Consider the following 22972-nt stretch of genomic DNA (forward strand, 5'->3'; position numbering starts at 1 on the left):
ATTTATTTCATCAACAAGTTACTGTTCAGTTTTCAATGTTCATGGTGTCGTTCTTAGCGACTTCTTTAATTTACAGCATCTTCATTCATTTGTCAACAACTTTTTAATATTTTTTTATTTCGTTATTCGAAAGTTGTTTTCCGTCTCTCGAAGAAGACAATAACTAATATACACCATCTCTCTAATTTAAATCAAGTCTTTTTTGAAAATACTTTAATTTTATTTTCTTGAGATCCACTACAAACAATAAAATCCCTGCAATGACAACGATTCCCCCTGCTATTTGGCTCGTCGTTAATGTTTCTTTAAATATATAATAAGCTAATATCGACGCTCCTACTGGTTCAAATAAAATAGCCACAGAGATTACATTCGTACTGACATACTTTAGAGCCCAGTTAAAAAGTGTATGACCAAGGAAGTTAGGAATGAGTGCTAATAAGAAAAACCACATCCATTCATTTGACGAATACGGGCCGAATGATGCTCCTTTCATTAAAATATAAAAAAACAAAGCGATTGTACTTACACTGTATACGATAAATGTATAAGTCATTAACGATAATCTTCTTCTTACATCTTGCCCAAAAAGCAAATAGATTGTAATAAATGCACAACCAAGTAAAGCAAGGATATCTCCAAATAATGCGGTTCCGCCAATTTGGAAGTCTCCCCAACTTATAATAAAGCTCCCTGTAATCGCTAATGTTGCCGAGAAAAAAGCTTGCATCGAAATTTTCTCTTTAAATAGGAAGTAAGTGCCCACAAAAGCGAAAATCGGTTGTAATGTTACAAGCACAGTAGAGCTAGCAACGGATGTATAATTCAGAGATTCAAACCAAAACACAAAATGTAAAGCTAAAAATAATCCTGCAATGCTTGAGAAAATCCAATCCCGCTTTGTTAAAAGTTTCACTTCATGTAAGTAACGTGTTAAAAAAACAGGTGACATTAATAGCACTGAAAACAACATACGATAAAACGCGACAACACCTGAATCTGCCGTTGTCATCTTTACAAAAATAGCAGATAACGCTACCGCGATCACCCCGATAGCAATCGGAATATAGGGATGCATTTTTGGTTTCATTGTGAATTCCCGCCCTCTCTCCATAGAAAAAGTTCTCCCGCAATGGATTTTGCGAAAGAACTTCCCTTTACAAATATATTATTTCTTTATAAGAAAGGCGAATATATTTTCGTTTACGCCCAACCTCTAAATCTCGAACCTTCAGCGATTTTTTGAATTCCTACCATATATGCTGCAAGTCTCATATCAATTCGGCGACTTTCAGCAACGGTGTAAATGTTTTCGAAAGCTTCAATCATTTTAGCTGACATACGCTCTCTTACCATTTCATCCGTCCAATAGTAACCAGAATTATTTTGAACCCATTCGAAATAAGAAACGGTTAACCCTCCTGAACTTGCAAGCACATCAGGTATAATTAAGACATCTTTTTCCGTCAACAAACGATTCGCTTCTTCCGACAATGGACTATTCGCTACTTCTACGATAATTTTTGTATCGAGGGTCTTAGCATCTTGATAAGAGATTTGCTCCCCCATACTTGCTGGAATTAAAATATCACAAGGGATTTGTAAAAGCTCTTCACTTGTTATTGTTTCATCAAATAGTGTTGTTACTGTACCGAAACTGTCTCGGCGATCCAATAAGTATTCGATATCTAACCCTTCCGAATCATGCAATGCGCCATGTGCATCGGAAATGCCAATCACTTTCGCTCCTTCATCTGAAAGGAATTTCGCCAAGTTACTACCTGCGTTGCCAAATCCTTGAATGATGACGGTTGCTCCTTGTAAATCAAGGTTACGTTTTTTAGCTGCTTCTTTTACGACAACGGTTACACCCGAAGCTGTTGCGCGTTCGCGTCCTTCTGAACCCCCTAATGCAACGGGCTTTCCTGTAATGAATGCCGGTTGCTGAGAGCGATTGATTAAATTGTATTCATCTAACATCCACGCCATCATTTGCGCATTTGTAAAAATGTCTGGCGCTGGAACGTCTTGATTCGGTCCTAATAAATCAAATAATGCGCGCACGTAACCGCGACTTAAACGCTCTAGTTCACCTAATGATAATTCTCTTGGATCACAAATGATTGCTCCCTTTCCACCACCATAAGGTAAATTCATGACGCCTGCTTTCAATGTCATCCACATCGATAATGCTTTCACATCTTCAATCGTAACATTCGGGTGTAAACGGATTCCACCTTTATTCGGACCGACCGCATCATTATGTTGAGCGCGAAAACCGGTAAACACTTGTACTTTGCCATCATCCATACGGACAGGGATTCTAATTTCTACAGTGCGCAATGGCTCTTTTAGCAATTCATACATGCCATTGTCATAACCTAATTTCTGAAGTGCTTCTTTAATAATCTCTTGTGTCGATGTCAATAAGTTAAAGTTTTCCCCCATAAGTTCATTCGCCTCTTTTGTAAAATGATTTGTTGCACTCATTGTAACATAATCTTTCGAAAATAGTGAACGTTTTAATTACTCATTAGGCTTGACCACATTCCTGTTAATTAAAAAACGGGGATTAGCTCTGTAATGCTAATCCCCGTTTTTAAATCCCGACTGTTCAATCCATTCGTCTAATTTCTCTGCTAACGAATGAAAACCAATCTCGTCCCTCTCATTCACCCGCTCCTGCAATGTTTTCGTAGAACGGTAATACTTGCGTCGGCGAGCAGGTGCTTTTTTGAGCGCACGGATCGACAAACTAATTTTTCCTGTATCGCGGTCGATATGGGATACTTTTACTCGAATATAATCGCCAACCTTCACATAATCATCAATATTTTTCACATAACCATATGTGATTTCTGAAATGTGGACGAGTCCTTGAGTCTGTTCGTCTAATGCTATAAAAACTCCGTACGGCTGGATACCTGTCACCTTTCCAGTGAGGATGTCACCTACTCTGTAAATTTTCGCCATGTGGAACAGCTCCTCATTATTCATCCGCTATGTGTATATGCTCAATTATAAGTATATCAAAGCTACCCTCTTGTCGCAAAAAAGACTGAATGATTTCGTTTATTTTTCATAATTCAGTGAATTTATCTTTTTCTTCATATAAAAAATTCTGTCTTCTTCATCTATCGTTCGATATGCATATCGTTTATACTGAAACAGAATATGCATAAGGAGTTGAAGGTATTTATGAGAGAACAATTTTTAAAAGTATACGATCGTCACAATACACGATCCGTAAAGTGGGGCAAAATGGAAGCGGTTTATCAGCTAGATGACGCACGCGATATTTTGCCGATGTGGATTGCCGATATGGACTTTGCTATCCCTGAAGTAATCACTCATGCTTTAGAGGAAAGATTGAAACATCCAATTTTCGGTTATTCTTATATGTGCGAGGAATGTAAGCTCGCATTAGTCGATTGGTTAAAATTAAGTCATGATTGGACAATCCAAACGGAGGATTTATTATTCCAACACGGGGTTATTCCAGCAATCGCTGCGATTTTGGAAACATTCACTGAAGCCGGAGATACAGTCATTATGACTCCTCCTGTCTACCCGCCATTTTTCAATATCCCTACCAACCAAAATCGAAAAGTCGTTTACTCTCCTTTGCATGAGCAAAATGGGCAATACACTTTTGCTTTCGATCATTTCGAACAAGCGATTGTTGAACACGATGTCAAAATGTTTATTTTATGTAATCCCCATAATCCTGCCGGTGTTGTATGGAGCCGGGAAGATTTGCAAAAAGTGCTCGACATTTGTCGTCGTCATGATGTTTTCGTCTTGTCGGATGAAATTCATTCAGACCTTGTCTTTTCACAACAACATATTCCAATCGCGACATTAGCGACAAAAGAAGATCGCTTAGTTACTTGCGTCGCTCCGACGAAAACATTTAACTTAGCAGGTGTACAAGCAGCTGCCATGGTTGTTACAAATCCAGAAATTCGAAAAGCATTACAGCAAACTGCTCAATTCCACGGTCAAATGGAATTGAACGCTTTCGCTTCAAGCGCTTGGATTGCGGCTTATCGCGAAGGCCGTCCGTGGCTTGAAGAATTAAAAGTCGTATTGGATGAGCACTTCGACTACGTCATCGATACATTGACGACCGCGGTTCCTCAATTAAAAATCCGCAAACCAGAAAGTACGTATTTAATGTGGCTCGACTATCGTGAAACTGGGTTTTCAGAAAAAGAAGTGATGCACGCTTTACTTCATGAAGGGCAAGTAGCCCTCGATCCTGGTAGTAAATATGGAAAAGAAGGAGAAGGATTTTTACGCATTAACGTTGCAACTCCGAAGCCAATTCTTGAAGACGGCGTCGCACGCATCATAAAAGGATTCCTGTCTTTAAGCTAACCAAAAAGCTCCCAGAGAGATGAAATTCATCTTACTGAGAGCTTTTCTTTACTTATCGTGCGAATGTTGAGCAGTATGTTGCATGTTCTCTTCACGTTCACGCATGACACGTTCTTCGATTTTTTTCGATTCAGCTTCTTGCTTTTTCGAGATTTTAAGAATCCAACGATAGGTAATAATCATTAAAATCATAAAAATCGTAAATGATATAGCAGCCGGAATATATTCCGACTTATCTTCTGGAAAATAAAGGAACGGCATCAATTGAACCACTTCCTATTCTTTTATTATTTTTGAATGACGTCGATTGATTCGATGACTACATCGTATTCCGGACGATCGCCAGGGCCTTTTTTAACCGCTGCGATATCATCGACAACGTCCATTCCTTCTACTACGTGACCAAATACCGTATGACGTTGGTCTAAATGTGGTGTTCCACCCATTTCTTCATAAGCTTTTGCAATCTCTTCTGGCCATCCACCTTCTGTTAATTGCGCAGCTGAACCTTGTGATTTGCTCGCTTGAACGATAAAGAATTGGCTACCGTTCGTATTCGGACCAGCATTCGCCATGGAAAGCGCCCCTCGCAAGTTAAATAAGTTCATCGTGAACTCATCTTCAAATGAACCACCGTAAATACTTTCACCGCCCATTCCTGTTCCATCCGGGTCGCCCCCTTGAATCATGAAATCTTCGATGACGCGGTGGAAAATAACACCGTCATAATAACCGTTTTCAGCGTGAGTAATGAAGTTCTCTACTGTTTTCGGTGTTTCCTCTTTGAATAATTTTATTTTGATGTCACCCTTGTTCGTGTGCATGACAACGAGCGCTTCATTTTCTGCTACTTCTTTGTTTAACTGTGGGTACATAATAGAATCCTCCTGTTGGCTTTGCCCCTCTGTAGGCTTACTTGTTCCACTTTGCTCAATCGGCTCATTCTCTTCAGAACATGCGATGAGCAAGAATGTAGCGAGTAAAAAGAAGAGGCTAATTTTCAATTTCTTCATACGTCTATCACCTTCATTATTTTAGCACAAGTATCTCACAATTTCGATAAGAAAGCATGACACTTTATTCACAAACGGAAGTAGCCTATACTTAAATCAATAGAGCACGCGAAAGAAAGTAGGTTTTCTATAGTGAAAAACGTGCAAAAAAAGAATTTTATCATTATGTGGTTCGCCAACTTTTTAGTGGCGGGTACGATGACGATGATCATGCCTTTTTTATCTTTATACATTACAACATTCGGAGATCACTCTGATGCATACATTCAAAAATGGGCAGGTCTCATTTTTGGGGCCACTTTCGTCACTGCGTTCATCATGTCTCCCATTTGGGGGCGCATCGCAGACAAGTACGGCTTTAAGCCGATTTTACTCATCAACGGTTTCGGAATTGCACTTTCTGTCTTCTTAATGGGATTTGTCAATTCAGTCGAAACATTCTTCATTTTACGTCTTTTTAATGGTGTCGTGACAGGATTTGTTCCGACATCTCTCGCTTTCATCTCCTCACAAGTGAAAAAAGAAGAAGCAGGAAAAATGCTCGGTACGATGCAAATGGGAAGCGTCGCGGGTACTTTATTCGGTCCTGTCTTCGGAGGTCTTCTTGCAGATACTTTCGGATTTCAATACACCTTTATCATCACGTCTGCTACTGTAGCAACAGCCGCTTTACTCGTCCTCTTCGGCATTAAAGAAGAGAAAAAAGTGAAAACGAAGAGAAAAGCTCAATTTTCACGAAAAACAATTTTACATGGAATTTTACATCATCCTCTCATGTTGAATGTCATGCTTGTCACATCGTTAATCCAAATCGGAAACTTTAGCATACAGCCTTTACTTTCTCTTTATGTAGCAGAATTAACAGGGGCACAAGAAGTTGCATTCTTAGCAGGTTTAACCTTTAGTGCGGCAGGACTTGGGAACTTATTATTCGCCAGACAATGGGGGAAACTCGGGGATTCTATCGGGTATGAAAAAGTGTTGACGATTCTGCTCATATTTTCCGCACTCTTTATTTTCCCTCAAGCATTCGTCACGAGCCTTTGGCAATTAATTTTATGCCGCTTATTGTTTGGGATTGTTGTAGGTGGAATGATTCCTGTAACGACAGCACTTGTACGCCGAGAAGCCCCGATTGAAATTCAAGGGGAGGTTATGGGCTACAATACGAGCTTCCGTTTCCTTGGAAATATTATCGGGCCGATGTTCGGTGGAATCATTAGCGGAATCATCGGAATTTCGGCTGTATTTTTAGTTACGGCGTCCCTCTTCGTAGTAGCGTTCATTCTGTTGTTTTTAGCGCGTAAACGAAAAACGATTGACTTTGAGGATTATTTATTGAAAGAACAACAAACATAAAGTATGTAGCTCCATTCCTATTTATGTAGGTGTGGAGTTTTTTTACTTTTTTAGCGGTGCTCCTCCCCTCAAAGTATGCTATTCTTTTACTATTATGTTTTGAATCAAGGAGGCTGCTTGCATGAAGCAATGGGTCGGCTTTTCAATCGCTCTTTTAGCGATTCCATTTCTCTTTTTAGCTCAAAGAGGAATCGTAGCAGAGTGGTATTATGCCACTGAATATAAACAGCGTGTTCAAGATTCAATCGTTATTGAAGAACCGCTACTCACCTTACCTGTTACTTTGCTTAATAGTGATGGGCAGACGTTTTCAGAAGTGTATGTAGAATGGCGCGAGCCATTGGCACTTCATCAATTTTCTCACTTCGCTCAACAGATTTTTTTACAAAGTGAGGATCGCGCCTTCTATACACATAAAGGCTATGATATCGCAGCGATTATTCGAGCTTTTGCGATGAATAGTGTAAGTGACGACATTCAACAAGGTGCTTCAACGATTACGCAACAACTTGTACGCATGCGATTTTTAACGACTGAAAAAACATATGAAAGAAAATTTAAAGAGCTTCTTTTCTCTGCAGAGTTAGAGAAACAATTTTCTAAAGATGAAATTTTAGAAATGTATTTAAACGAAATGTATTTTGCTAATCGCGTATACGGATTGGGCGCCGCGGCAACCTATTACTTCAGCCGGCCATTCGCTGAATTGAATGAAGCCGAGATTGCATTTTTAGCGGCGATTCCGAATAATCCTTCCTTCTATGATCCATTACGTCATTTTGACAGAACAAAAACACGACAAGAGAGATTGCTTGATCTCGTTGCCCGTGAAGGCGTCATTACAAAAGAAGAAGCAGAAATGTTCAAAGGACTACCGATTCATTTAAAGGTGAAACAAAAAGTAGACCGTTTCCCGATGTACTCTGATTACGTCATGTCAGAAGCACAGCGAATTTTAATGAGACAACTTGGGTATGAGGAGCGACTGCACCATGCATCAATAGATGAAAAAAATATAATTTGGCAAGAATTCCAAAACGAATATCATCAACTATTACAAGATGGACTCATCATTGAAACAGCGCTCGCTGTACAAAAACAAAATCAAATTGAAATGAATCTCGATCAATTGCTCTCACCATATCCCATCCTTCAAATGGGAGGAGCTGTAGTCTCGAATGACACGAGAGAAATCATTGCATTGTATGCGGGACAACAGTATGAGAAAGCAGGTTTTCATCGGGCATATCAAGCGGTTCGACAACCAGGATCTGCGATTAAACCGTTGCTCGTTTACGCTCCTTTGCTTGAACAACAACGCTACACACCTCAATCTTTAATTGATAGTAGCAATATTTGCATTCATCAATACTGTCCTAAAAATATCGGACGAGTGACATATGGTATGACGACATTAGACCAAGCATTTCGCTATAGTTACAATACTGCAGCCGTTCGCTCACTACAACGAGTCGGTTTAGAACGTGCTTTTGATTCACTTGAACCATTCAATTTTGAACATATTACCGAACAAGACCACACGTATGCGGCAGCGCTTGGCGGTTTTACGAAAGGTTTTACCCCGCTTGAAATTGCAAAAGGCTACTCTAGTTTTATCGATGGATATTATTTAGAACCGACTACAATTCGTTCTTTAAAAACGAGCTTAGGCGACGTCCTATATCAACGACCTGTCGATTCCATTGAGGTATGGAATGAGCGCACTGTGAATACGATGCGCCAGTTGCTACAAAGCACTGTACTTAACGGGACGGCGCAAGGTTTAACTTATTCGACAAACTATACAGGCGCCAAAACAGGTACGACAGATTATTATAAAGACCTTTGGATTGCAGGATTAAATGATCAATACACCGCAGCAATTTGGCTCGGTAACGATGAGAATAAAAGCATCGAAGCTTACAGTTCAGCTAAATTACATCATCGCGCGCTCTCATATTTACTCAATCCTTATGATGGACATTGAAAAAGAGAAGGCTTTCGCTAAAGCGAGGGCCTTCTCTTTTATTGTTCTGTCGTAACGAGTGGGATAGCTTCCATAATCCCATTATACAATTTCAATAAAGCGTAGGCGACAACGGATAGAAGCGTTGCCCAAACGATAATCTCAAAAAAAATAAGACCGATTAAATGGATAAATTTTGTTTGTTTACTCAACTGATACATTAAAAAATTAAAATAGAATAATGTAGAAGCTATAAAAATAATGATAAGTCCAAGTAATGATTGAATCGATGCTACGGAAATTAAAGCACCTAAAAAGTAAATTAAGTTACCGCTCTTCACTTTTCGGTAGAGTGAAGGATCTACCTCTTTCGCGAAAAAGAGCATCGCTGTCTCATGAATCGTCTCTGCAATTAATTTCAAAGCAGAAAAAATCATAAAAAATAAAACAGCGAAAACGATTAAAAATAGTAAGCGAATTTGAATATCTGAAAAAAATTCTAATAGCCCTTCATATAGACCGATTTGTTTAAATTGTTCAACGACGAAACTAACCGCGTAAACACCGAACGTCAAGCTAAATAAAACGATGTTTACAAACGGTAAATAGCCAAAAATATAAGGATTTTTCATACGGCACCTCAAAAATATTTTTTAACCTCTCTAATATATAGGAAAGAACTCATTTTTAGCAAGAGTTGCTCTATTTTAGACAATGCAAAGTTTTTTATTTTGCGCTATACTTTGTTGGTAGTACATGCTTTTTTATTTCGAAAGGAGGATTATTTCGTGGATTATGTTTTCTTTATCTTCGTTCCGATGATTGCAGCTTTATTCGTCCCGTTATTGTTCCGTTTAGTAAAGCGCATACATACCGGTTGGTTCGTTTTAGCCGTTCCATTCGTGCTTTTTATCATTTATGCGATGCTTATTCCAACATCTATGGAAGGATTCGTAATCGAGTCGTCTTTCAGTTGGATTCCATCGCTCGGAATTGAATTTTATTCATACATTGATGGACTAAGCTTACTGTTTAGTTTATTAATTACTGGAATTGGGTCGCTCGTCGTCCTCTATTCGATTTATTATTTAGATCAATCAAAGGAAAAATTAGGTCACTTCTATGTGTACTTGTTACTTTTCATGAGTGCGATGCTCGGTGTTGTTCAATCGGATAACGTCATTTCACTCTATTTATTTTGGGAATTAACATCGATTTCTTCATTCCTTTTAATCGGATATTGGTATACGAAAGATGCATCACGATTCGGAGCTTTGAAATCGATGATGATTACGGTATTCGGTGGTTTAATGATGCTTGGAGGCTTTGCAATTTTAAGCTTAGCAGCAGGCAGTTATTCTATCCGGGAGATGATTGCCAACAGCTCACAAGTTGCGGATCATCCATTATTTATTTTAGCTTTACTCCTCATTTTATTAGGAGCATTCACGAAATCTGCACAATTTCCATTCTACATCTGGTTACCAGATGCGATGGAAGCACCGACTCCAGTCAGTGCATATTTACACTCTGCGACGATGGTTAAAGCAGGTCTTTATCTCGTTGCGCGTTTCACCCCTTTATTTGCAACATCGAGCGTTTGGATTTGGATCGTGACAGGAATCGGGTTATTCACATTGTTCTGGGGCTCTTTCTTTGCGGTCAAACAAACCGACCTCAAAGCGATTCTCGCCTTCTCTACTGTGAGTCAACTCGGTTTAATTATGTCGTTGCTCGGGGCGAGTGGAATGTCTGTACATTCTGCTGAACCTATTTTTGCAATTGCCGGTTTCGCAGCGATCTTCCATTTATTGAACCATGCTACCTTTAAAGGAAGCTTGTTCATGATTGCAGGGATTGTTGACCATGAAGCAGGAACTCGAGATATTCGCAAATTAGGTGGATTGATGAGCATTATGCCGATTACATTCACTGTAGCGGCCATCGGTTCATTCTCGATGGCAGGTCTTCCACCATTTAACGGTTTCTTAAGTAAAGAGATGTTTTTAGATGCGATGCTTGCAATTCGTCATTTCGAATTGTTCCAATTTGATACGTGGGGTATTTTATTCCCTGTCATCGCTTGGGTTGCGAGCGTTTTCACATTTATTTACAGCTTCTATTTCGTCTTCTACACATTCGTGAAAAAAGGCGATGTCGAACAACTGCCCGCTTCACCGAAAGAGCCACCATTTGGCATGCTCATTTCACCGATTATTTTAGCGGCATTTGTCGTCGTCATCTTCTTCATCCCGAACAAGTTTAGTGATTGGATTATTAAGCCTGCTGTCGCAGCACTCCAACCACATTTATATGCAGTGCCACAAGATGTAACGATTAAAATTCAAGCTTGGCACGGGTTCGATGCACCCGCACTTTGGTTAACAGTCGGAGTCGTCGTCATCGGATTCCTCATGTATAAAACTTTGGACAAATGGCAACCGTATTACGGTATTCAGCCGAGCTACTTATCGCTCAATCGTTTCTACGATGCGATGATGAACTTTAGCGAAGTCGGTATGAATAAAATTTCACGCGCTTATATGACAGGTGTGACGCGCACATATTTCTTATACATTTTCGCGTCATTCTCGATCATTACATTAATCGCTGTCTTTGCGAAAAGCGCATTTGCGTTTGATTTATCTTCCGTAACACCTGTGTCGATTTTCGCGATTTTAAATGCGATGATTTTACTGTTAGCGATCAGTTTCGTCTTATTGGCAAAATCACGTATTGCAGCGTTTATCGCGCTCGGAGCAAGCGGATATTCGATCGCACTATTTTTCGTCATGTTTAAAGCGCCAGACTTAGCGCTCACTCAGCTCGTCATTGAAACAGTTTCTGTCGCGCTATTCTTATTGGCATTCCAACGTTTGCCACAAATGAATACCCACGGGGAAACGAAACAAAATAAAATCGTCAATGGAATCATTGCAGCAGGAGTCGGAATTACCATTACTCTTGTCGCACTCGCTTCTCATTCGACGAAGCTCATCCCTTCTATCTCGCAGTATTATAAAGATACGGTCGACACATTAGCAGGTGGGGGAAATATCGTAAACGTTATTTTAGTCGACTATCGTGGCTTTGATACATTGTTCGAAATCGCGGTCTTATCGATTGCAGCAATCGGTGTATTCACGATGATTCGTCTACGTTTGAAAGGAGATCATGCAGATGAAAACAAATGATGTCATTTTACAGACAACTACGAAAGTCGTTTTCTTCATCATCTTCATTTTCTCCATCCACATTTTCTTCGCAGGTCATTACACACCTGGTGGAGGATTCGTTGGAGGATTATTAACGACAGGGGCGCTCATTTTATTATTGCTCGCCTTCGATTTAAAAACAGTTCAAAAAGCATTGCCTTTCGACTTTATGAAAGTCGTTGCTGTCGGACTATTGCTCGCGATTTTAACGGCAAGTTGGCCACTATTTGTTGACTTGCCATTTTTCACACATGCTTTCGATGATTTCAACTTACCACTCTTCGGTGAAACGTCATTGCATACGGCTATGCTCTTTGATTTAGGTGTATATTTAGTCGTCGTCGGAGCGGCGATGACGATGATTCAAACGATTGGAGGCGATACGTAATGGAACTGCTCACAGCTATTTTAGTAGGCGTACTTTTCACAGCAGCGGTCTACTTAATCTTATCGCGCTCTCTTTTAAAAATCATTTTAGGAACGGGACTGCTCAGTCACGGGGCTCACTTGCTCATCTTAACGATGGGCGGACTCGGTGGAGAATCACCACCTGTTATTGCAGATGGTGTGACAGACTTCGCTGACCCGCTTCCACAAGCGCTCATTTTAACAGCGATCGTCATTAGCTTTGGAGTGACAGCATTCATGTTAGTGCTGTCTTACCGTTTATATGCGGTCCATAAAACTGACAATATGAATGCATTGAGAGGAAATGATGAACATGACTAATATCGTATTATTTCCGATTCTCATCCCGTTCTTCTTTGCGATTGTCTTATTGTTCTTTAAAGAAAATATTATCGTCCAACGAATTCTCGTTTCTCTTGGACTCGCGCTCAGTCTCGTTAGCTCCATTTTCTTAGCGTACATCGTCCATACGGACGGAATTCAGACAGTCAACTTAGGAAGCTGGGCGGCACCATATGGAATTTCTATGGTGTCAGACGCCTTCTCTGCTTTGCTCGTCACGACGACATTAATCGTCACATTTTTCGTCGTCATCTATAGCTTCTATGCAATTGATGAAGGACGAGAACGCAACTATTACTACCCTGCCATTTTATTCATGATTACAGGAATTAATGGTGCATTTACAACGGGCGATATTTTCAACATGTTCGTATTCTTCGAAGTGCTTCTCATGGCAAGTTACGTTTTAATCGTCCTTGGCGGAGAGAAACGTCAACTTCGTGAATCGATTAAATATATGTTGGTAAACGTCGTATCATCTGCACTCTTCGTCATTACGGTCGCTTATTTATACTCCATCGTCGGAACATTAAATATGGCGGATATTTCAGTGAAGATTGCAGAAGTCGATCAACCTGGAATTATTACAGTGATTGGAATTTTATTTTTAATCGTCTTTGGAATTAAAGGTGCGATTTTCCCATTGTACTTCTGGTTGCCTAGCGCTTACGCTGCACCACCGATTCCTATCTTGACACTATTCGGTGCTTTACTTACGAAAGTCGGCATATACTCCATCACACGTACGTATACGCTCTTCTTCGTCCATGATGTGGGATACACACACATGTGGTTAATGGGATTATCTCTTTTAACAATCGTTGTCGGATGTATCGGAGCACTCGCTTACTTCGACTTAAAACAAATCATTATTTACAACATCGTCATCGCGGTTGGGGTCATTTTATATGGCGTATCTTTGATGGATGATTTCGCAATGGCAGGAAGCGTGTACTACATTGTGCACGATATGCTTATTAAAGCAGCGCTCTTCCTCTTAATTGGTATCATCATATTCGTCACAGGTACGAGCAATTTACGAGAAATTAGCGGATTGATGAAACAATATCCAGGGCTCGGTTGGGTTTACTTAATCGCTGCATTTGGACTTGCTGGAATTCCACCTCTTAGTGGATTTATCGGAAAGCTTCTCATCGTTCAAGGTTCGTTCAATGCTGGACATTGGATTGGAGCGATTGCGGTACTGTTATCAAGCTTAGTCGTATTGCTCTCTGTCATTCGTATTTTCTTATATGCGTTTTGGGGAGAACCGAAAGAGACGAAGCCTATCAACCGAATGCAATATAAAAAGATGATGATTCCGACGACATTGCTCGTCATCTTGTCTGTCGTCTACGGAGTTGGAACTGAATGGTTCATGCCATTGATTACAGATTCAAAAGACGTATTATTAGACCCATCATTATACATTGATGCGGTATTTAAGGAGTGATGAACGAATGGCATTTCAAATATTACTAAACGTATTTATCGCTGTTATTTGGATGTTAATTAATTCATCGGTTTCCGCAACGTCTTTCATCGTTGGATATATTATTGGGCTTTTGCTCATCGTGCTTTTCCGTCGTTTCTTCAAACAGCGTCTCTATATTGGCCGTCTTTGGTCAGCGACGAAACTATTCCTCATTTTTTTAAAGGAATTAACGTTATCCAACATTTCGGTTTTGATGGTCGTCCTTAAACCAGATCTTGAAAACATTCAACCGATGATTTTTGCCTTACCTACTGAATTAGAACATGACTGGGAAATTACATTGCTTTCTAGTTTAATTACATTGACACCAGGAACGGTCGTATTATACGTTTCAGATGATCAAAGTACATTGTATATTCACGCAATCGATGTCGATGATGTGGATGAAGCGATTCATTCAATCAAAAACACATTCGAGAAAGCGATATTGGAGGTGAGTCGTTCATGATGACATTTATGTGGGTAGCGCTCGTGCTCGTCTTATTGTCGATGCTCGGGCTCATGTACCGTGTCTTTAAAGGGCCATCTATTCCTGACCGGCTCATCGCTTTAGACGGAATTGGTATTTTAATCATTTCCGCTACCGCATTGCTTTCTATTATTTTTGATACAGAATTTTTCATCGAAGTTATTTTACTCGTTGCGATTATGTCCTTTATCGGAACTGTATCATTCTCTAAATTTATAGAGAAAGGAGAGATCATTCAATATGACCGTGATCGCTAATACGTTAATTGTTATTACAATTAGTGTCGGAGTGCTTTTCACACTCGTCACGATGATTGGTATTCTCCGTCTGCCCGATGTGTATACACGCGCACATGCCGCTTCAAAAAGTACGACATTTGGTGTACTTAGTATTTTACTCGGGGTATTTTTCCACTATTGGTTGAAAGAAGGCTTGTTCAGTATTCAATTATTGCTCGCCATCGTCTTTCTATTCATTACCTCCCCTATTGGAGGTCACTTAATGGGACGCGCAGCTTATATTTCAGGCGTCGAGAAGTCACCGCTCACTGTGGGAGATGAATTAGAGGAAGTTGTTGAGGAAGCGAAGCGTAAAGCACGCCCTCGCCCTGAAATCGATTAATGACAAAAAGCGAACGCTCAGAAACCTGAGCTGTTCGCTTTTTTGTTTGGAAATTTTTATTTTTCAGGTTCAAATTGCTCTGCAAATGTTGCAAGCGTACGAACCATAACACCTGTCGCACCTTTTGGACCTAATACATGCGGTCCTTCTGCATCAGATGTGCCCGCAATATCTAAATGAACCCATGGTGTGTCTTCTACAAATTCACCTACAAAGCCACCACCGAAGATCATATGACCATCACGACCTGGAGCATTATTTAAATCTGCCACTAAACTTTTGCGAATACGCTTTTTATCGTTTTTCGTCAACGGTAGACGCCAAACGAATTCGTCCGCTTCAATCGCCGCTTGCATAAATTCTTCAAAATATGCTTCGTCGTTCGTCACCGCACCTGTTTTGTCTTTACCGAGTGCAACGATGACACCACCTGTCAATGTCGCAACATCGACTAAGTAATCTGCTCCTTCTTGTTTTGCATACGTTACCGCATCCGCTAAAACGAGGCGACCTTCCGCATCTGTGCTGACGATTTCAATCGTTTTGCCGCTAAGTGATGTAATGACATCATCTGGACGAATCGCTTCGCCGTTAATCATATTATCTGTCGATGCAATCACTGCCATCACATTGCGCTCTGGACGAAGTGTACCGATTAAATCCATCGCTCCAAGAACTGCCGCTGCACCACCCATATCACCTTTCATGCCGACCATGCTAGCACCTGGCTTTAACGTATATCCGCCTGTGTCGAATGTGATTCCTTTTCCAACGAGTCCTAAAACATCTGTCCAATCTTCTCCGCCGCCATGATATTTCATAACGATGAGACGTGGTGGCTCTACAGAACCTTGGTTCACCGCTAACAATGCACCCGCGCCGATTTCTTCAAGCTCTTCTTTGCCGAGCACTTCAATTTCAAAACCGTGCTTCTCTGCAATCTTTTCTGCTTGGCGTGCCATTTCACGTGCCGTTAAAATATTCGGTGGCATGTTGACGAGCGTGCGAGCATAGTTTACCGCTTCTGCACTCGCGAGACCTACTGTAACATCTAAATCTTCCACACCGTCTAAACCGAGTGTAGACCACTCATATGCCGCTTCATTCACCGTCGCTTTATAATGGGGAACGACGTATTGACCGAGGCCGATTCCTTCTACTGCCACATTGACGACTTCTTCTATCTCTTGTTCAAATGCTTCAAGTGCTGGCACACAGATGGTCACTTCTTCTGCTTTCGCTTGAAGTGCTACTTTTCCGACTGCTGCGAAGCTTTCACGTACTGTCGACATCGTCCAATCCGATTTTGCTCCGAGACCGACTGTTACGATACGTGTGATTCCTGTCTCTTGCATCGTAGGAACGAGCGATACTTTTCCTTCTTCATGGGAAATGAGTTGTTGCTTTAAAAGTGCGACGAGATCGACGCCTGTCTTTTCTTTTAAATCTTTCACCCATTGCTCTTGATCCGTTGCACGGTGTACCGCTACAACGTAGAAAGAACTTGTTGCTTTACCAAATTTTGTTTGATTCACTTGCTTAACGTTCATGAAATTCCACTCCTTTTCGTGTTTCATTATACCATGTTTTTAAATTATTTCGAGTTCCGAATCGATTTTACATCCACTTTACATAATGTTTAGTATAATGAAGAAAATGAACGGAAGGACTGAGCCCCATTTCCATATTTTCTAATTTTCCTCTCATTACTGCATTACTCGCTATCGGATTAGCGCAATTCGTTAAGGTACCCATTCACTTTTTCGTGACCCGGAAAATAAATTGGGGCTTGCTCACCTCCACAGGTAGCATGCCTAGTTCTCATTCGGCCGCTGTATCCGGCTTGACGACAGCCGTTGGATTGCAGGAAGGGTTTGATTCTCCATTGTTCGCCATCAGTGCGATCTTTGCAGTGATTGTCATGTTTGATGCAACAGGTATTCGCTATCAGGCTGGCCAACAAGCAGCAGTCATTAATCAAATGCGCGACGACTTTCAACAATTCGTTCAAGTTTCAAAAGAGTGGGCTCAGAAGGATGAGCCTGAAAAGCGTCAAGAATTAAAAACATTGCTCGGCCATAAACCAAGTGAAGTCTTTTTTGGCGCTTGTACAGGTGTTGGTTTAGCACTTATTTTATATTTCAGTATGTAAAAGACGCGACAGAATCGCTCCATTTACAAAATAATTTTCAGTCATCACAAAAGACCTCACCTTTTAGTCGTTCCATAAAAGGTGAGGTCTTTTGATCAAAACATTTGGTATCCTTGTTTACGTAAAATACGCATAACAATTCCAGACAATACCGCTCCGACAAAGCCACAAATGAGCGTCACGATATCTGCCATCATTAAGTTGGATAATTTCGTTCCGAGCATATCAAATGCATACTTCGGTTTTGTGAAATATTCATAAAATTTCACTTCATCGATAATTAAAATGACGATGATTGGATAAACGATGGCCATAAACCATGTCATTCTGAGCAACATATTAATTAAAAACCCGATTCCGAAAAAAATCACTAAAAATAACAATGCTGTTAAAAATAGTTGGACGAGTGTAATTTGTTCCACTTCGTTAACCTCCTGTTGATCATTAACCCCTGTTATAAGAACAGATTGTATGATTTATAGCCAAATTGATTTCCAGGATTGAAATTTTCAACTTTATGAAAATATCCTTTCGAAAAAGCGTGGCAAAATTGAATAATCATCTCTGAACTGCGTTCGTCCTGCAATAAATGTTCTTTCGATAACCAATACGCACGGTTAATTTCACCTTTAGCTACTTGAATCGTCTGTCGCTCATTTAATGGGCGTCCTACAAATAGTACCATATTGTCACTAACATCATTGCTTAAAACGCCTGAACGGACACCGATACAACCGACGATTTCAATAGAAATACCTGTTTCTTCTTGCACTTCACGAACTGCTGCTTCATCGAGCGTCTCCCCTCTGTCGACAAAACCTGCGGGGAAACTCCATCGGCCATTTAATCCACCGTATGATTTTTCAACGACGAGAAGTTCACCTTTTGAGTTTTCAACAACTGCTGCTGCCCCTAACCACACTTCACCTCTACGACTCAAATGTCATTCCCCCTTTAAAAAACACTTGCTCAACAAATCGTTGGCAAGTGTTGATATGCACTCTTATAGTAAATCAAATTTACCTTTTTTCAGCGTTAAGCCGAGTCCACCAACCATGAACAATGCACGGTTATCTACCATCTTTTTCATAAATGATGCTGTACCGCCTGTCACTTTCTTCCCGAACACAACACCGATTGCATCATCTGAACCGAGTGAACAAACGCTACCTTTCAAATCAGGTACAAAGGCAGTTGTCGGTTTTTTCGCCAATAATGATGCGATATTCGCTGCACATTGTTGACCTTGTTGCATCGCAATTTGCGCTGTCGGTGGATATGGACGATTCTCTGCTTCATTAATCATAAACGCACAATCTCCAACGATGAATACATCTTCGCGTCCTGGTGCACGTAAATCTGGCTCTACTCGTACACGAGCACGGGCACTTTCGATATTCGTTTCTTCGATTAGACGGTTTCCACGAACTCCTGCTGCCCATACAACTGTTTTCGTTTCGATGAATTTAAATTCTTCTTCACCTGTTTTAATTTTAACGCCTTCTTCCGTCGCTTCTACAAGCGGCGTACCGATTGAGAACTCAATGCCTTTTGATTCTAATTGAGCTACGGCATAATCGACGAGTTCAGGATCGAATCCTGGCAATACCATCGGTGCTGCCTCCACACAAATGACACGTACTTTTTCGCGTGGAACGTCATAAGCGTCACACCATACAGGTACTTGATTGGCTAATTCACCTAAAAATTCGATACCTGTGAAGCCAGCGCCCCCAACAACAAATGTCAAACGACTGTCGTCACGCTCTGCTTCTGGTTCTGTAGCCCACGTTGAAAATTGATATTCAATGTGGTCGCGAATGCGACGTGCTGCAAGAACGTTTGCGATTGAAAATGCATGCTCTTCCAATCCTGGAATGCCGAACGTTTCTCCTTCGAAACCTAATGCGATGACTAAATAATCGTACGTATGCTCTCCAGCTGTTGATAATACGACTTTCTCATCGACATCAATCTTTGTCACTTCCGCTTGAATGAAGTTCACTTTCGATTGATCAATCACATCTTTAATGTCATAACGAACTTCACTTGGCTCTAACGTACCTGCTGCTGCCTCATGGAGCCAAGTTGATTCGTAATGATAGGAGTTTTTATTAATGAGAACGATCTCTGCTTCATTCACTCCTAACTTCTTCTGCAAGTTCGTGACGGTCATCAAACCACCATAGCCTGCACCCAATACTAAAATCGTTGGTCTTTTCACGAAAATCGAAACCACCTTTTAATTATTTATTTACTTTGCCGCGAACGGTTGGCAAATGTTGTTAGAAACAAACTGCTACATTTAATAATATCGTTTTTAGATGGTTATTTCAATACGTTATACGAGTTTCTCGTGTCAAAGTTACCATTTCGTGAACTATTCACATACTTCTGGTGTGCCTACTTTTTTATCTGTGCGGAAAGATGTTCCACATCCGCAAGAAGCAATAGCGTTTGGATTATCGATTGTAAATCCTCCACCCATGAGTGATTGTTTGAAGTCAACAACAGTACCTTCTAAAATTGCCGTATCATCTCGTTCAATGACGATTGGAATTTCATGCTGTTCGTAATGGATATCTGATTCTCGTGGTTCTTTTTCGAATCCTAAACTATAGGTTAAACCGCTACATCCTCCACCTTGAACTCCAACACGTAAATAAGAATTTTCTTCCCCATTATGCTTCATCATCGTTTTCACTTGTGTCGCTGCTGCTGCTGTAATTTCTACTGCTTGTTTCATTTCTCAACATCCTCCTTTTATATAGTTATCCGTCTTTCTTCACATTTTTTTAATTATTCGTCTATAATACTAATTAAGAACGATCAATTATTTGTGGAGGGACTTCTATTATGCAAATTGAACCGATTTATCCAAAAAGTATGACATGTCTTTATTGTAAACATCCTTTTAAAACGTCGCGTGTTCGTTCGCGTTTCGTTCGCGTTGCTTCCCACGATACTGACTTTAAACCTAACTATAAAAATATTGCTGCTAATCCACTCTACTACAATGTAGCAGTATGCCCCAGTTGCGGTTTTGCTTTCACGGAAGATTTTGTACCGTACTTCACTCCACATGCTGAACAAAATATCGAAAAAATTATTCGTGCAAATTGGATAGAGCGCGACCTCACAGGTGAACGCTCTATCGAAGAGGCAATTGAAACGTATAAGTTAGCCCTTCTCAGCGCCAAGTTAAAAGAAGAAAAGGCTCTTCCCACTGCTGGACTCGCCCTCCGCCTCGCTTGGCTCTACCGAGAACTTGGAGACAAAGAAAATGAAATTCGCTTTTTAACCGCTTCACGCGACGCTTACAAAGAAGCATTCACAACGGGTGATCATATAGGTACTACGATGTCCGAAACGCGCGTCGTATACTTAATCGCTGAATTATCATGGCGAATTGGAGACAAGGACGAAGCAATTCGTAACTTCAGCTATATTATCAGTAATCAAAAGAACTCTACTGATCCGAAAGCTGTCGATCTCGCTAAAGAACGTTGGCAAGAAATTCGTGAACTTCATGGCGATCAATCTGAATAGAAAGAAATGTAGACAAAGTGCAAGCACTTTGTCTACATTTTTCATACGTTCAACTAAAAGACTTGCTCGACTTCCACAACACCTGGTACTTCTTCTAAAAGTGCGCGTTCAATTCCTGCTTTTAACGTAATCGTTGAACTTGGGCACGTACCGCATGCTCCGAGTAGACGTAATTTTACAATTCCGTCTTCCACATCTACTAATTCACAGTCCCCTCCATCACGGATGAGGAATGGGCGTAATTTATCCAATACTTCCTGTACAGGTTCCATTAATTCTTGTGACATTGATGGATGCTCCTTTCACGTTTAACTTTTACTCAAAGTTACTTGAGTTTTTTTTATTATAGCATGAACTCTTTTAATTGAGAATGAATAAGCTTGATTTTCATTGTCATCTATATGGAAATGAATATTTTATCGTTCTTTCTCTTATCAAATAGGTATACTCTCTTAATAGTTATTCTAATAAAAAAGAATCTCCTTCAAATTTCAGAAGGAGATTCTTTTTTAGTTATTATGCCATTTATAAAACCAGAGTAATCCTGATTTCATCAGACGTGCAATGCGACCTGTCACCGTGCGATCAGCAACGTAAGCAAAACCTTTTTTCTTACCGAGTGATCCCATAAATCCTTTTAACTTTAATTCTGGCATTTTCTCCGGTAATGGTTCATTCGTCCACACTTTGCGTAACACAGTAACGATTTGTTCCGCTTGAACTTCCGCTAATTGTGCACTTGGAGCATGTGGTAAAGCTGCACAATCTCCAACGACATAAATATTATCTCGTTCTGGCACTTGATGATATTGATTCAAGACGACGCGTCCACCGCTAGCTTTTTCTACTTCAAGTTCACGAACAGGTTTCACAGGACGTACTCCTGCTGTCCACACAACGGCATCGACTGGAATCGTTTCTTTATGATTATATAAACACTTCGGTTCTACTTTCGTAATATTCGACTCCGCTACTACATCTACATTATGCTCATCGAACCAACTTTTTACATAGTTACTTAAACGTTCTGGGAAGTCCCGCAAAATACGCGGTCCACGGTCGAACAATTTAATTTTTAAATCTGGTCGACTTTCGCGAAGTTCACTCGCAAGTTCAATTCCACTCAATCCCGCTCCGACAATCCCAACCGTTGAACCACCTGGTAATCCAAGCAATGTTTGATATGTTTGGCGTGAATCGCCGATCGTTTGAATGCTGTATGTATGCTCAGCAGCTCCAGGCACGTCGTGATAGTTATCTTCACACCCTAAGCCGATCACTAATTCATCATATTGTAATTGTTTACCGTCCCCTAGCTCAACAAATTGTTGATCTGCATCAATGCGAGATACTTCCCCTTCTACAAATGTTAATTGTGGATGTTCTGGAAGTGCTACGCGTATTTCTGAGTCTGGAACTGTTCCAGCCGCAATCGCATAAAATTCTGTTTTTAAACTATGAAATGGCGTGCGATCGACTAATGTAATATCGATATCTTCTGGTAAGTCTTTGTTTAATAAACGCAATAAAATACGCATATTTCCGTATCCTGCACCTAATAACAGTAGTTTTCTCATGTTATTCTCCTTCACCTTTTGTTATAGTCCGAACTTTTCTACTTTTGATTATAGCAGTTTGTGCAAAGTTTCACAATGATTTTTATTTATTGACGGCTTAGAAAAAACAGCGTACATTTTAAAGGTGAGGTGAACAGAGTGAATCCAATAATCGAATTTTGTATTTCAAATCTCGCACAAGGTGCACAAGAGACATTCGAAACGTTAGAACGTGATCCGAATTTAGATGTACTCGAATACGGTTGCTTAAGTTACTGTACGAAATGTACAGAAGGATTATATGCGCTCGTTAACGGCGATATCGTCGAAGCAGAAACCCCTGAACAACTGACCGAGCGCATTTATCAATACATTGAGGACAATCCTCTCTTTTAATATAAAAAAGCCCTTTTCCTTGTCTTTCTTTTGAAAGATGTTGAGGAAAAG

General features: G+C 40.3%; 26 protein-coding genes. 13 read left to right on the forward strand and 13 right to left on the reverse strand.

What is annotated here, in order from left to right; translation table 11 throughout:
* Nucleotides 1-181: 181 nt before the first annotated feature.
* The 3 genes from IRY55_RS10585 to yugI form a co-directional block, all read right to left on the reverse strand.
* Nucleotides 182-1090, reverse strand: coding sequence for a DMT family transporter (locus IRY55_RS10585; protein WP_194563296.1), 909 nt, complete (start codon nt 1088-1090; stop codon nt 182-184).
* Nucleotides 1091-1203: 113 nt separating this feature from the next.
* Complete coding sequence (locus IRY55_RS10590; RefSeq protein WP_194563445.1) at nt 1204-2448, reverse strand: Glu/Leu/Phe/Val family dehydrogenase; 1245 nt, start codon at nt 2446-2448, stop codon at nt 1204-1206.
* A 138-nt stretch (nt 2449-2586) separates the two neighbouring features.
* A complete protein-coding gene (gene yugI / locus IRY55_RS10595) occupies nt 2587-2973 on the reverse strand; it encodes a S1 domain-containing post-transcriptional regulator GSP13 (RefSeq protein ID WP_194563297.1) in 387 nt (128 codons plus the stop codon).
* A gap of 225 nt (nt 2974-3198) precedes the next feature.
* Between yugI and IRY55_RS10600 the strand changes: the two genes are divergently transcribed.
* Nucleotides 3199-4380, forward strand: coding sequence for a MalY/PatB family protein (locus IRY55_RS10600; RefSeq protein ID WP_194563298.1), 1182 nt, complete (start codon nt 3199-3201; stop codon nt 4378-4380).
* Nucleotides 4381-4428: 48 nt separating this feature from the next.
* Here the strand turns inward: IRY55_RS10600 and IRY55_RS10605 are convergent, their stop codons facing one another.
* Both IRY55_RS10605 and IRY55_RS10610 read right to left on the reverse strand, forming a co-directional pair.
* Nucleotides 4429-4641, reverse strand: a complete 213-nt coding sequence (locus tag IRY55_RS10605) for a hypothetical protein (RefSeq protein WP_194563446.1) — start codon at nt 4639-4641, stop codon at nt 4429-4431.
* Nucleotides 4642-4667: 26 nt separating this feature from the next.
* Entirely contained in the window at nt 4668-5255 is a 588-nt protein-coding gene (locus IRY55_RS10610) for a peptidylprolyl isomerase (RefSeq protein WP_194563447.1), read from the reverse strand.
* Between the two features lie 303 nt (nt 5256-5558).
* On the opposite strand from IRY55_RS10610, the gene IRY55_RS10615 reads away from it, so the two are divergent.
* Nucleotides 5559-6752 carry an MFS transporter gene (locus IRY55_RS10615; protein ID WP_213086708.1) on the forward strand — a complete coding sequence of 398 codons (1194 nt, stop codon included), beginning with the start codon at nt 5559-5561 and terminating at the stop codon, nt 6750-6752.
* A gap of 121 nt (nt 6753-6873) precedes the next feature.
* Nucleotides 6874-8739 carry a transglycosylase domain-containing protein gene (locus IRY55_RS10620; protein ID WP_194563300.1) on the forward strand — a complete coding sequence of 622 codons (1866 nt, stop codon included), beginning with the start codon at nt 6874-6876 and terminating at the stop codon, nt 8737-8739.
* A gap of 38 nt (nt 8740-8777) precedes the next feature.
* Here IRY55_RS10620 and IRY55_RS10625 read toward each other — a convergent pair whose 3' ends face one another.
* Nucleotides 8778-9350, reverse strand: a complete 573-nt coding sequence (locus IRY55_RS10625) for a DUF5366 family protein (RefSeq protein WP_194563301.1) — start codon at nt 9348-9350, stop codon at nt 8778-8780.
* 156 nt (nt 9351-9506) lie between these two features.
* Between IRY55_RS10625 and IRY55_RS10630 the strand changes: the two genes are divergently transcribed.
* Genes IRY55_RS10630 through mnhG form a run of 7 tightly spaced genes read left to right on the forward strand, consistent with a single transcriptional unit; the run spans nt 9507 to nt 15268 of the window.
* A complete protein-coding gene (locus tag IRY55_RS10630) occupies nt 9507-11912 on the forward strand; it encodes a Na+/H+ antiporter subunit A (protein WP_194563302.1) in 2406 nt (801 codons plus the stop codon).
* Complete coding sequence (locus IRY55_RS10635) at nt 11899-12321, forward strand: Na(+)/H(+) antiporter subunit B (RefSeq protein ID WP_194563303.1); 423 nt, start codon at nt 11899-11901, stop codon at nt 12319-12321. Before IRY55_RS10630 ends, IRY55_RS10635 begins: the two co-directional genes overlap by 14 nt.
* The gene (locus IRY55_RS10640) at nt 12321-12662 is read left to right on the forward strand and encodes a Na(+)/H(+) antiporter subunit C (protein WP_194563304.1); all 342 of its coding nucleotides are present in this window, start codon (nt 12321-12323) and stop codon (nt 12660-12662) included. The genes IRY55_RS10635 and IRY55_RS10640 overlap by 1 nt, the downstream gene beginning before the upstream one ends.
* The gene (locus tag IRY55_RS10645) at nt 12655-14136 is read left to right on the forward strand and encodes a Na+/H+ antiporter subunit D (RefSeq protein WP_194563305.1); all 1482 of its coding nucleotides are present in this window, start codon (nt 12655-12657) and stop codon (nt 14134-14136) included. Before IRY55_RS10640 ends, IRY55_RS10645 begins: the two co-directional genes overlap by 8 nt.
* A 7-nt stretch (nt 14137-14143) precedes the next feature.
* The gene (locus tag IRY55_RS10650; RefSeq protein ID WP_194563306.1) at nt 14144-14626 is read left to right on the forward strand and encodes a Na+/H+ antiporter subunit E; all 483 of its coding nucleotides are present in this window, start codon (nt 14144-14146) and stop codon (nt 14624-14626) included.
* The gene (locus IRY55_RS10655) at nt 14623-14904 is read left to right on the forward strand and encodes a Na(+)/H(+) antiporter subunit F1 (RefSeq protein ID WP_194563307.1); all 282 of its coding nucleotides are present in this window, start codon (nt 14623-14625) and stop codon (nt 14902-14904) included. The genes IRY55_RS10650 and IRY55_RS10655 overlap by 4 nt, the downstream gene beginning before the upstream one ends.
* A complete protein-coding gene (gene mnhG / locus IRY55_RS10660; protein WP_194563308.1) occupies nt 14888-15268 on the forward strand; it encodes a monovalent cation/H(+) antiporter subunit G in 381 nt (126 codons plus the stop codon). The genes IRY55_RS10655 and mnhG overlap by 17 nt, the downstream gene beginning before the upstream one ends.
* Before the next feature lie 56 nt (nt 15269-15324).
* Here the strand turns inward: mnhG and IRY55_RS10665 are convergent, their stop codons facing one another.
* Nucleotides 15325-16818, reverse strand: a complete 1494-nt coding sequence (locus tag IRY55_RS10665; RefSeq protein WP_194563309.1) for a leucyl aminopeptidase — start codon at nt 16816-16818, stop codon at nt 15325-15327.
* A 134-nt stretch (nt 16819-16952) separates the two neighbouring features.
* Between IRY55_RS10665 and IRY55_RS10670 the strand changes: the two genes are divergently transcribed.
* Nucleotides 16953-17420 carry a divergent PAP2 family protein gene (locus IRY55_RS10670; protein WP_328799654.1) on the forward strand — a complete coding sequence of 156 codons (468 nt, stop codon included), beginning with the start codon at nt 16953-16955 and terminating at the stop codon, nt 17418-17420.
* Nucleotides 17421-17515: 95 nt separating this feature from the next.
* Here the strand turns inward: IRY55_RS10670 and IRY55_RS10675 are convergent, their stop codons facing one another.
* From IRY55_RS10675 to IRY55_RS10690, 4 genes are all read right to left on the reverse strand, one after another.
* The gene (locus IRY55_RS10675; protein WP_328799653.1) at nt 17516-17842 is read right to left on the reverse strand and encodes a YuiB family protein; all 327 of its coding nucleotides are present in this window, start codon (nt 17840-17842) and stop codon (nt 17516-17518) included.
* A gap of 32 nt (nt 17843-17874) precedes the next feature.
* Nucleotides 17875-18360, reverse strand: coding sequence for an NUDIX domain-containing protein (locus IRY55_RS10680; RefSeq protein ID WP_194563310.1), 486 nt, complete (start codon nt 18358-18360; stop codon nt 17875-17877).
* A gap of 63 nt (nt 18361-18423) precedes the next feature.
* Nucleotides 18424-19644, reverse strand: a complete 1221-nt coding sequence (locus IRY55_RS10685; protein ID WP_194563311.1) for an NAD(P)/FAD-dependent oxidoreductase — start codon at nt 19642-19644, stop codon at nt 18424-18426.
* 156 nt (nt 19645-19800) lie between these two features.
* Nucleotides 19801-20166 carry a HesB/IscA family protein gene (locus IRY55_RS10690; RefSeq protein WP_194563312.1) on the reverse strand — a complete coding sequence of 122 codons (366 nt, stop codon included), beginning with the start codon at nt 20164-20166 and terminating at the stop codon, nt 19801-19803.
* A 110-nt stretch (nt 20167-20276) separates the two neighbouring features.
* Between IRY55_RS10690 and IRY55_RS10695 the strand changes: the two genes are divergently transcribed.
* Nucleotides 20277-20969: a DUF2225 domain-containing protein gene (locus tag IRY55_RS10695; RefSeq protein ID WP_194563313.1), complete on the forward strand. Its 693-nt coding sequence runs from the start codon at nt 20277-20279 to the stop codon at nt 20967-20969.
* Between the two features lie 53 nt (nt 20970-21022).
* On the opposite strand, the gene IRY55_RS10700 is transcribed toward IRY55_RS10695, so the two are convergent.
* Nucleotides 21023-21256, reverse strand: coding sequence for a NifU family protein (locus IRY55_RS10700; RefSeq protein WP_194563314.1), 234 nt, complete (start codon nt 21254-21256; stop codon nt 21023-21025).
* A gap of 222 nt (nt 21257-21478) precedes the next feature.
* Nucleotides 21479-22546, reverse strand: coding sequence for an NAD(P)/FAD-dependent oxidoreductase (locus IRY55_RS10705; protein WP_194563315.1), 1068 nt, complete (start codon nt 22544-22546; stop codon nt 21479-21481).
* 138 nt (nt 22547-22684) lie between these two features.
* Here IRY55_RS10705 and IRY55_RS10710 point away from each other — a divergent pair, with 138 nt between their 5' ends.
* A complete protein-coding gene (locus tag IRY55_RS10710) occupies nt 22685-22921 on the forward strand; it encodes a YuzB family protein (protein ID WP_194563316.1) in 237 nt (78 codons plus the stop codon).
* Nucleotides 22922-22972 lie beyond the last annotated feature (51 nt).

The sequence above is a fragment of the Savagea serpentis genome, assembly GCF_015351395.1.
Lineage (GTDB): Bacteria > Bacillota > Bacilli > Bacillales_A > Planococcaceae > Savagea > Savagea serpentis.

Excerpts from the sequence above, each read along its gene's own strand:
- IRY55_RS10585 (WP_194563296.1), bottom strand. The coding sequence starts at position 1,090 with ATGAAACCAAAAATGCATCCCTATATTCCGATTGCTATCGGGGTGATC.
- IRY55_RS10590 (WP_194563445.1), bottom strand. The coding sequence starts at position 2,448 with ATGGGGGAAAACTTTAACTTATTGACATCGACACAAGAGATTATTAAA.
- yugI (WP_194563297.1), bottom strand. The coding sequence starts at position 2,973 with ATGGCGAAAATTTACAGAGTAGGTGACATCCTCACTGGAAAGGTGACA.
- IRY55_RS10600 (WP_194563298.1), top strand. The coding sequence starts at position 3,199 with ATGAGAGAACAATTTTTAAAAGTATACGATCGTCACAATACACGATCC.
- IRY55_RS10605 (WP_194563446.1), bottom strand. The coding sequence starts at position 4,641 with ATGCCGTTCCTTTATTTTCCAGAAGATAAGTCGGAATATATTCCGGCT.
- IRY55_RS10610 (WP_194563447.1), bottom strand. The coding sequence starts at position 5,255 with ATGTACCCACAGTTAAACAAAGAAGTAGCAGAAAATGAAGCGCTCGTT.
- IRY55_RS10615 (WP_213086708.1), top strand. The coding sequence starts at position 5,559 with ATGTGGTTCGCCAACTTTTTAGTGGCGGGTACGATGACGATGATCATG.
- IRY55_RS10620 (WP_194563300.1), top strand. The coding sequence starts at position 6,874 with ATGAAGCAATGGGTCGGCTTTTCAATCGCTCTTTTAGCGATTCCATTT.
- IRY55_RS10625 (WP_194563301.1), bottom strand. The coding sequence starts at position 9,350 with ATGAAAAATCCTTATATTTTTGGCTATTTACCGTTTGTAAACATCGTT.
- IRY55_RS10635 (WP_194563303.1), top strand. The coding sequence starts at position 11,899 with ATGAAAACAAATGATGTCATTTTACAGACAACTACGAAAGTCGTTTTC.
- IRY55_RS10640 (WP_194563304.1), top strand. The coding sequence starts at position 12,321 with ATGGAACTGCTCACAGCTATTTTAGTAGGCGTACTTTTCACAGCAGCG.
- IRY55_RS10645 (WP_194563305.1), top strand. The coding sequence starts at position 12,655 with ATGACTAATATCGTATTATTTCCGATTCTCATCCCGTTCTTCTTTGCG.
- IRY55_RS10650 (WP_194563306.1), top strand. The coding sequence starts at position 14,144 with ATGGCATTTCAAATATTACTAAACGTATTTATCGCTGTTATTTGGATG.
- IRY55_RS10655 (WP_194563307.1), top strand. The coding sequence starts at position 14,623 with ATGATGACATTTATGTGGGTAGCGCTCGTGCTCGTCTTATTGTCGATG.
- mnhG (WP_194563308.1), top strand. The coding sequence starts at position 14,888 with ATGACCGTGATCGCTAATACGTTAATTGTTATTACAATTAGTGTCGGA.
- IRY55_RS10665 (WP_194563309.1), bottom strand. The coding sequence starts at position 16,818 with ATGAACGTTAAGCAAGTGAATCAAACAAAATTTGGTAAAGCAACAAGT.
- IRY55_RS10690 (WP_194563312.1), bottom strand. The coding sequence starts at position 20,166 with ATGAAACAAGCAGTAGAAATTACAGCAGCAGCAGCGACACAAGTGAAA.
- IRY55_RS10695 (WP_194563313.1), top strand. The coding sequence starts at position 20,277 with ATGCAAATTGAACCGATTTATCCAAAAAGTATGACATGTCTTTATTGT.
- IRY55_RS10700 (WP_194563314.1), bottom strand. The coding sequence starts at position 21,256 with ATGTCACAAGAATTAATGGAACCTGTACAGGAAGTATTGGATAAATTA.
- IRY55_RS10705 (WP_194563315.1), bottom strand. The coding sequence starts at position 22,546 with ATGAGAAAACTACTGTTATTAGGTGCAGGATACGGAAATATGCGTATT.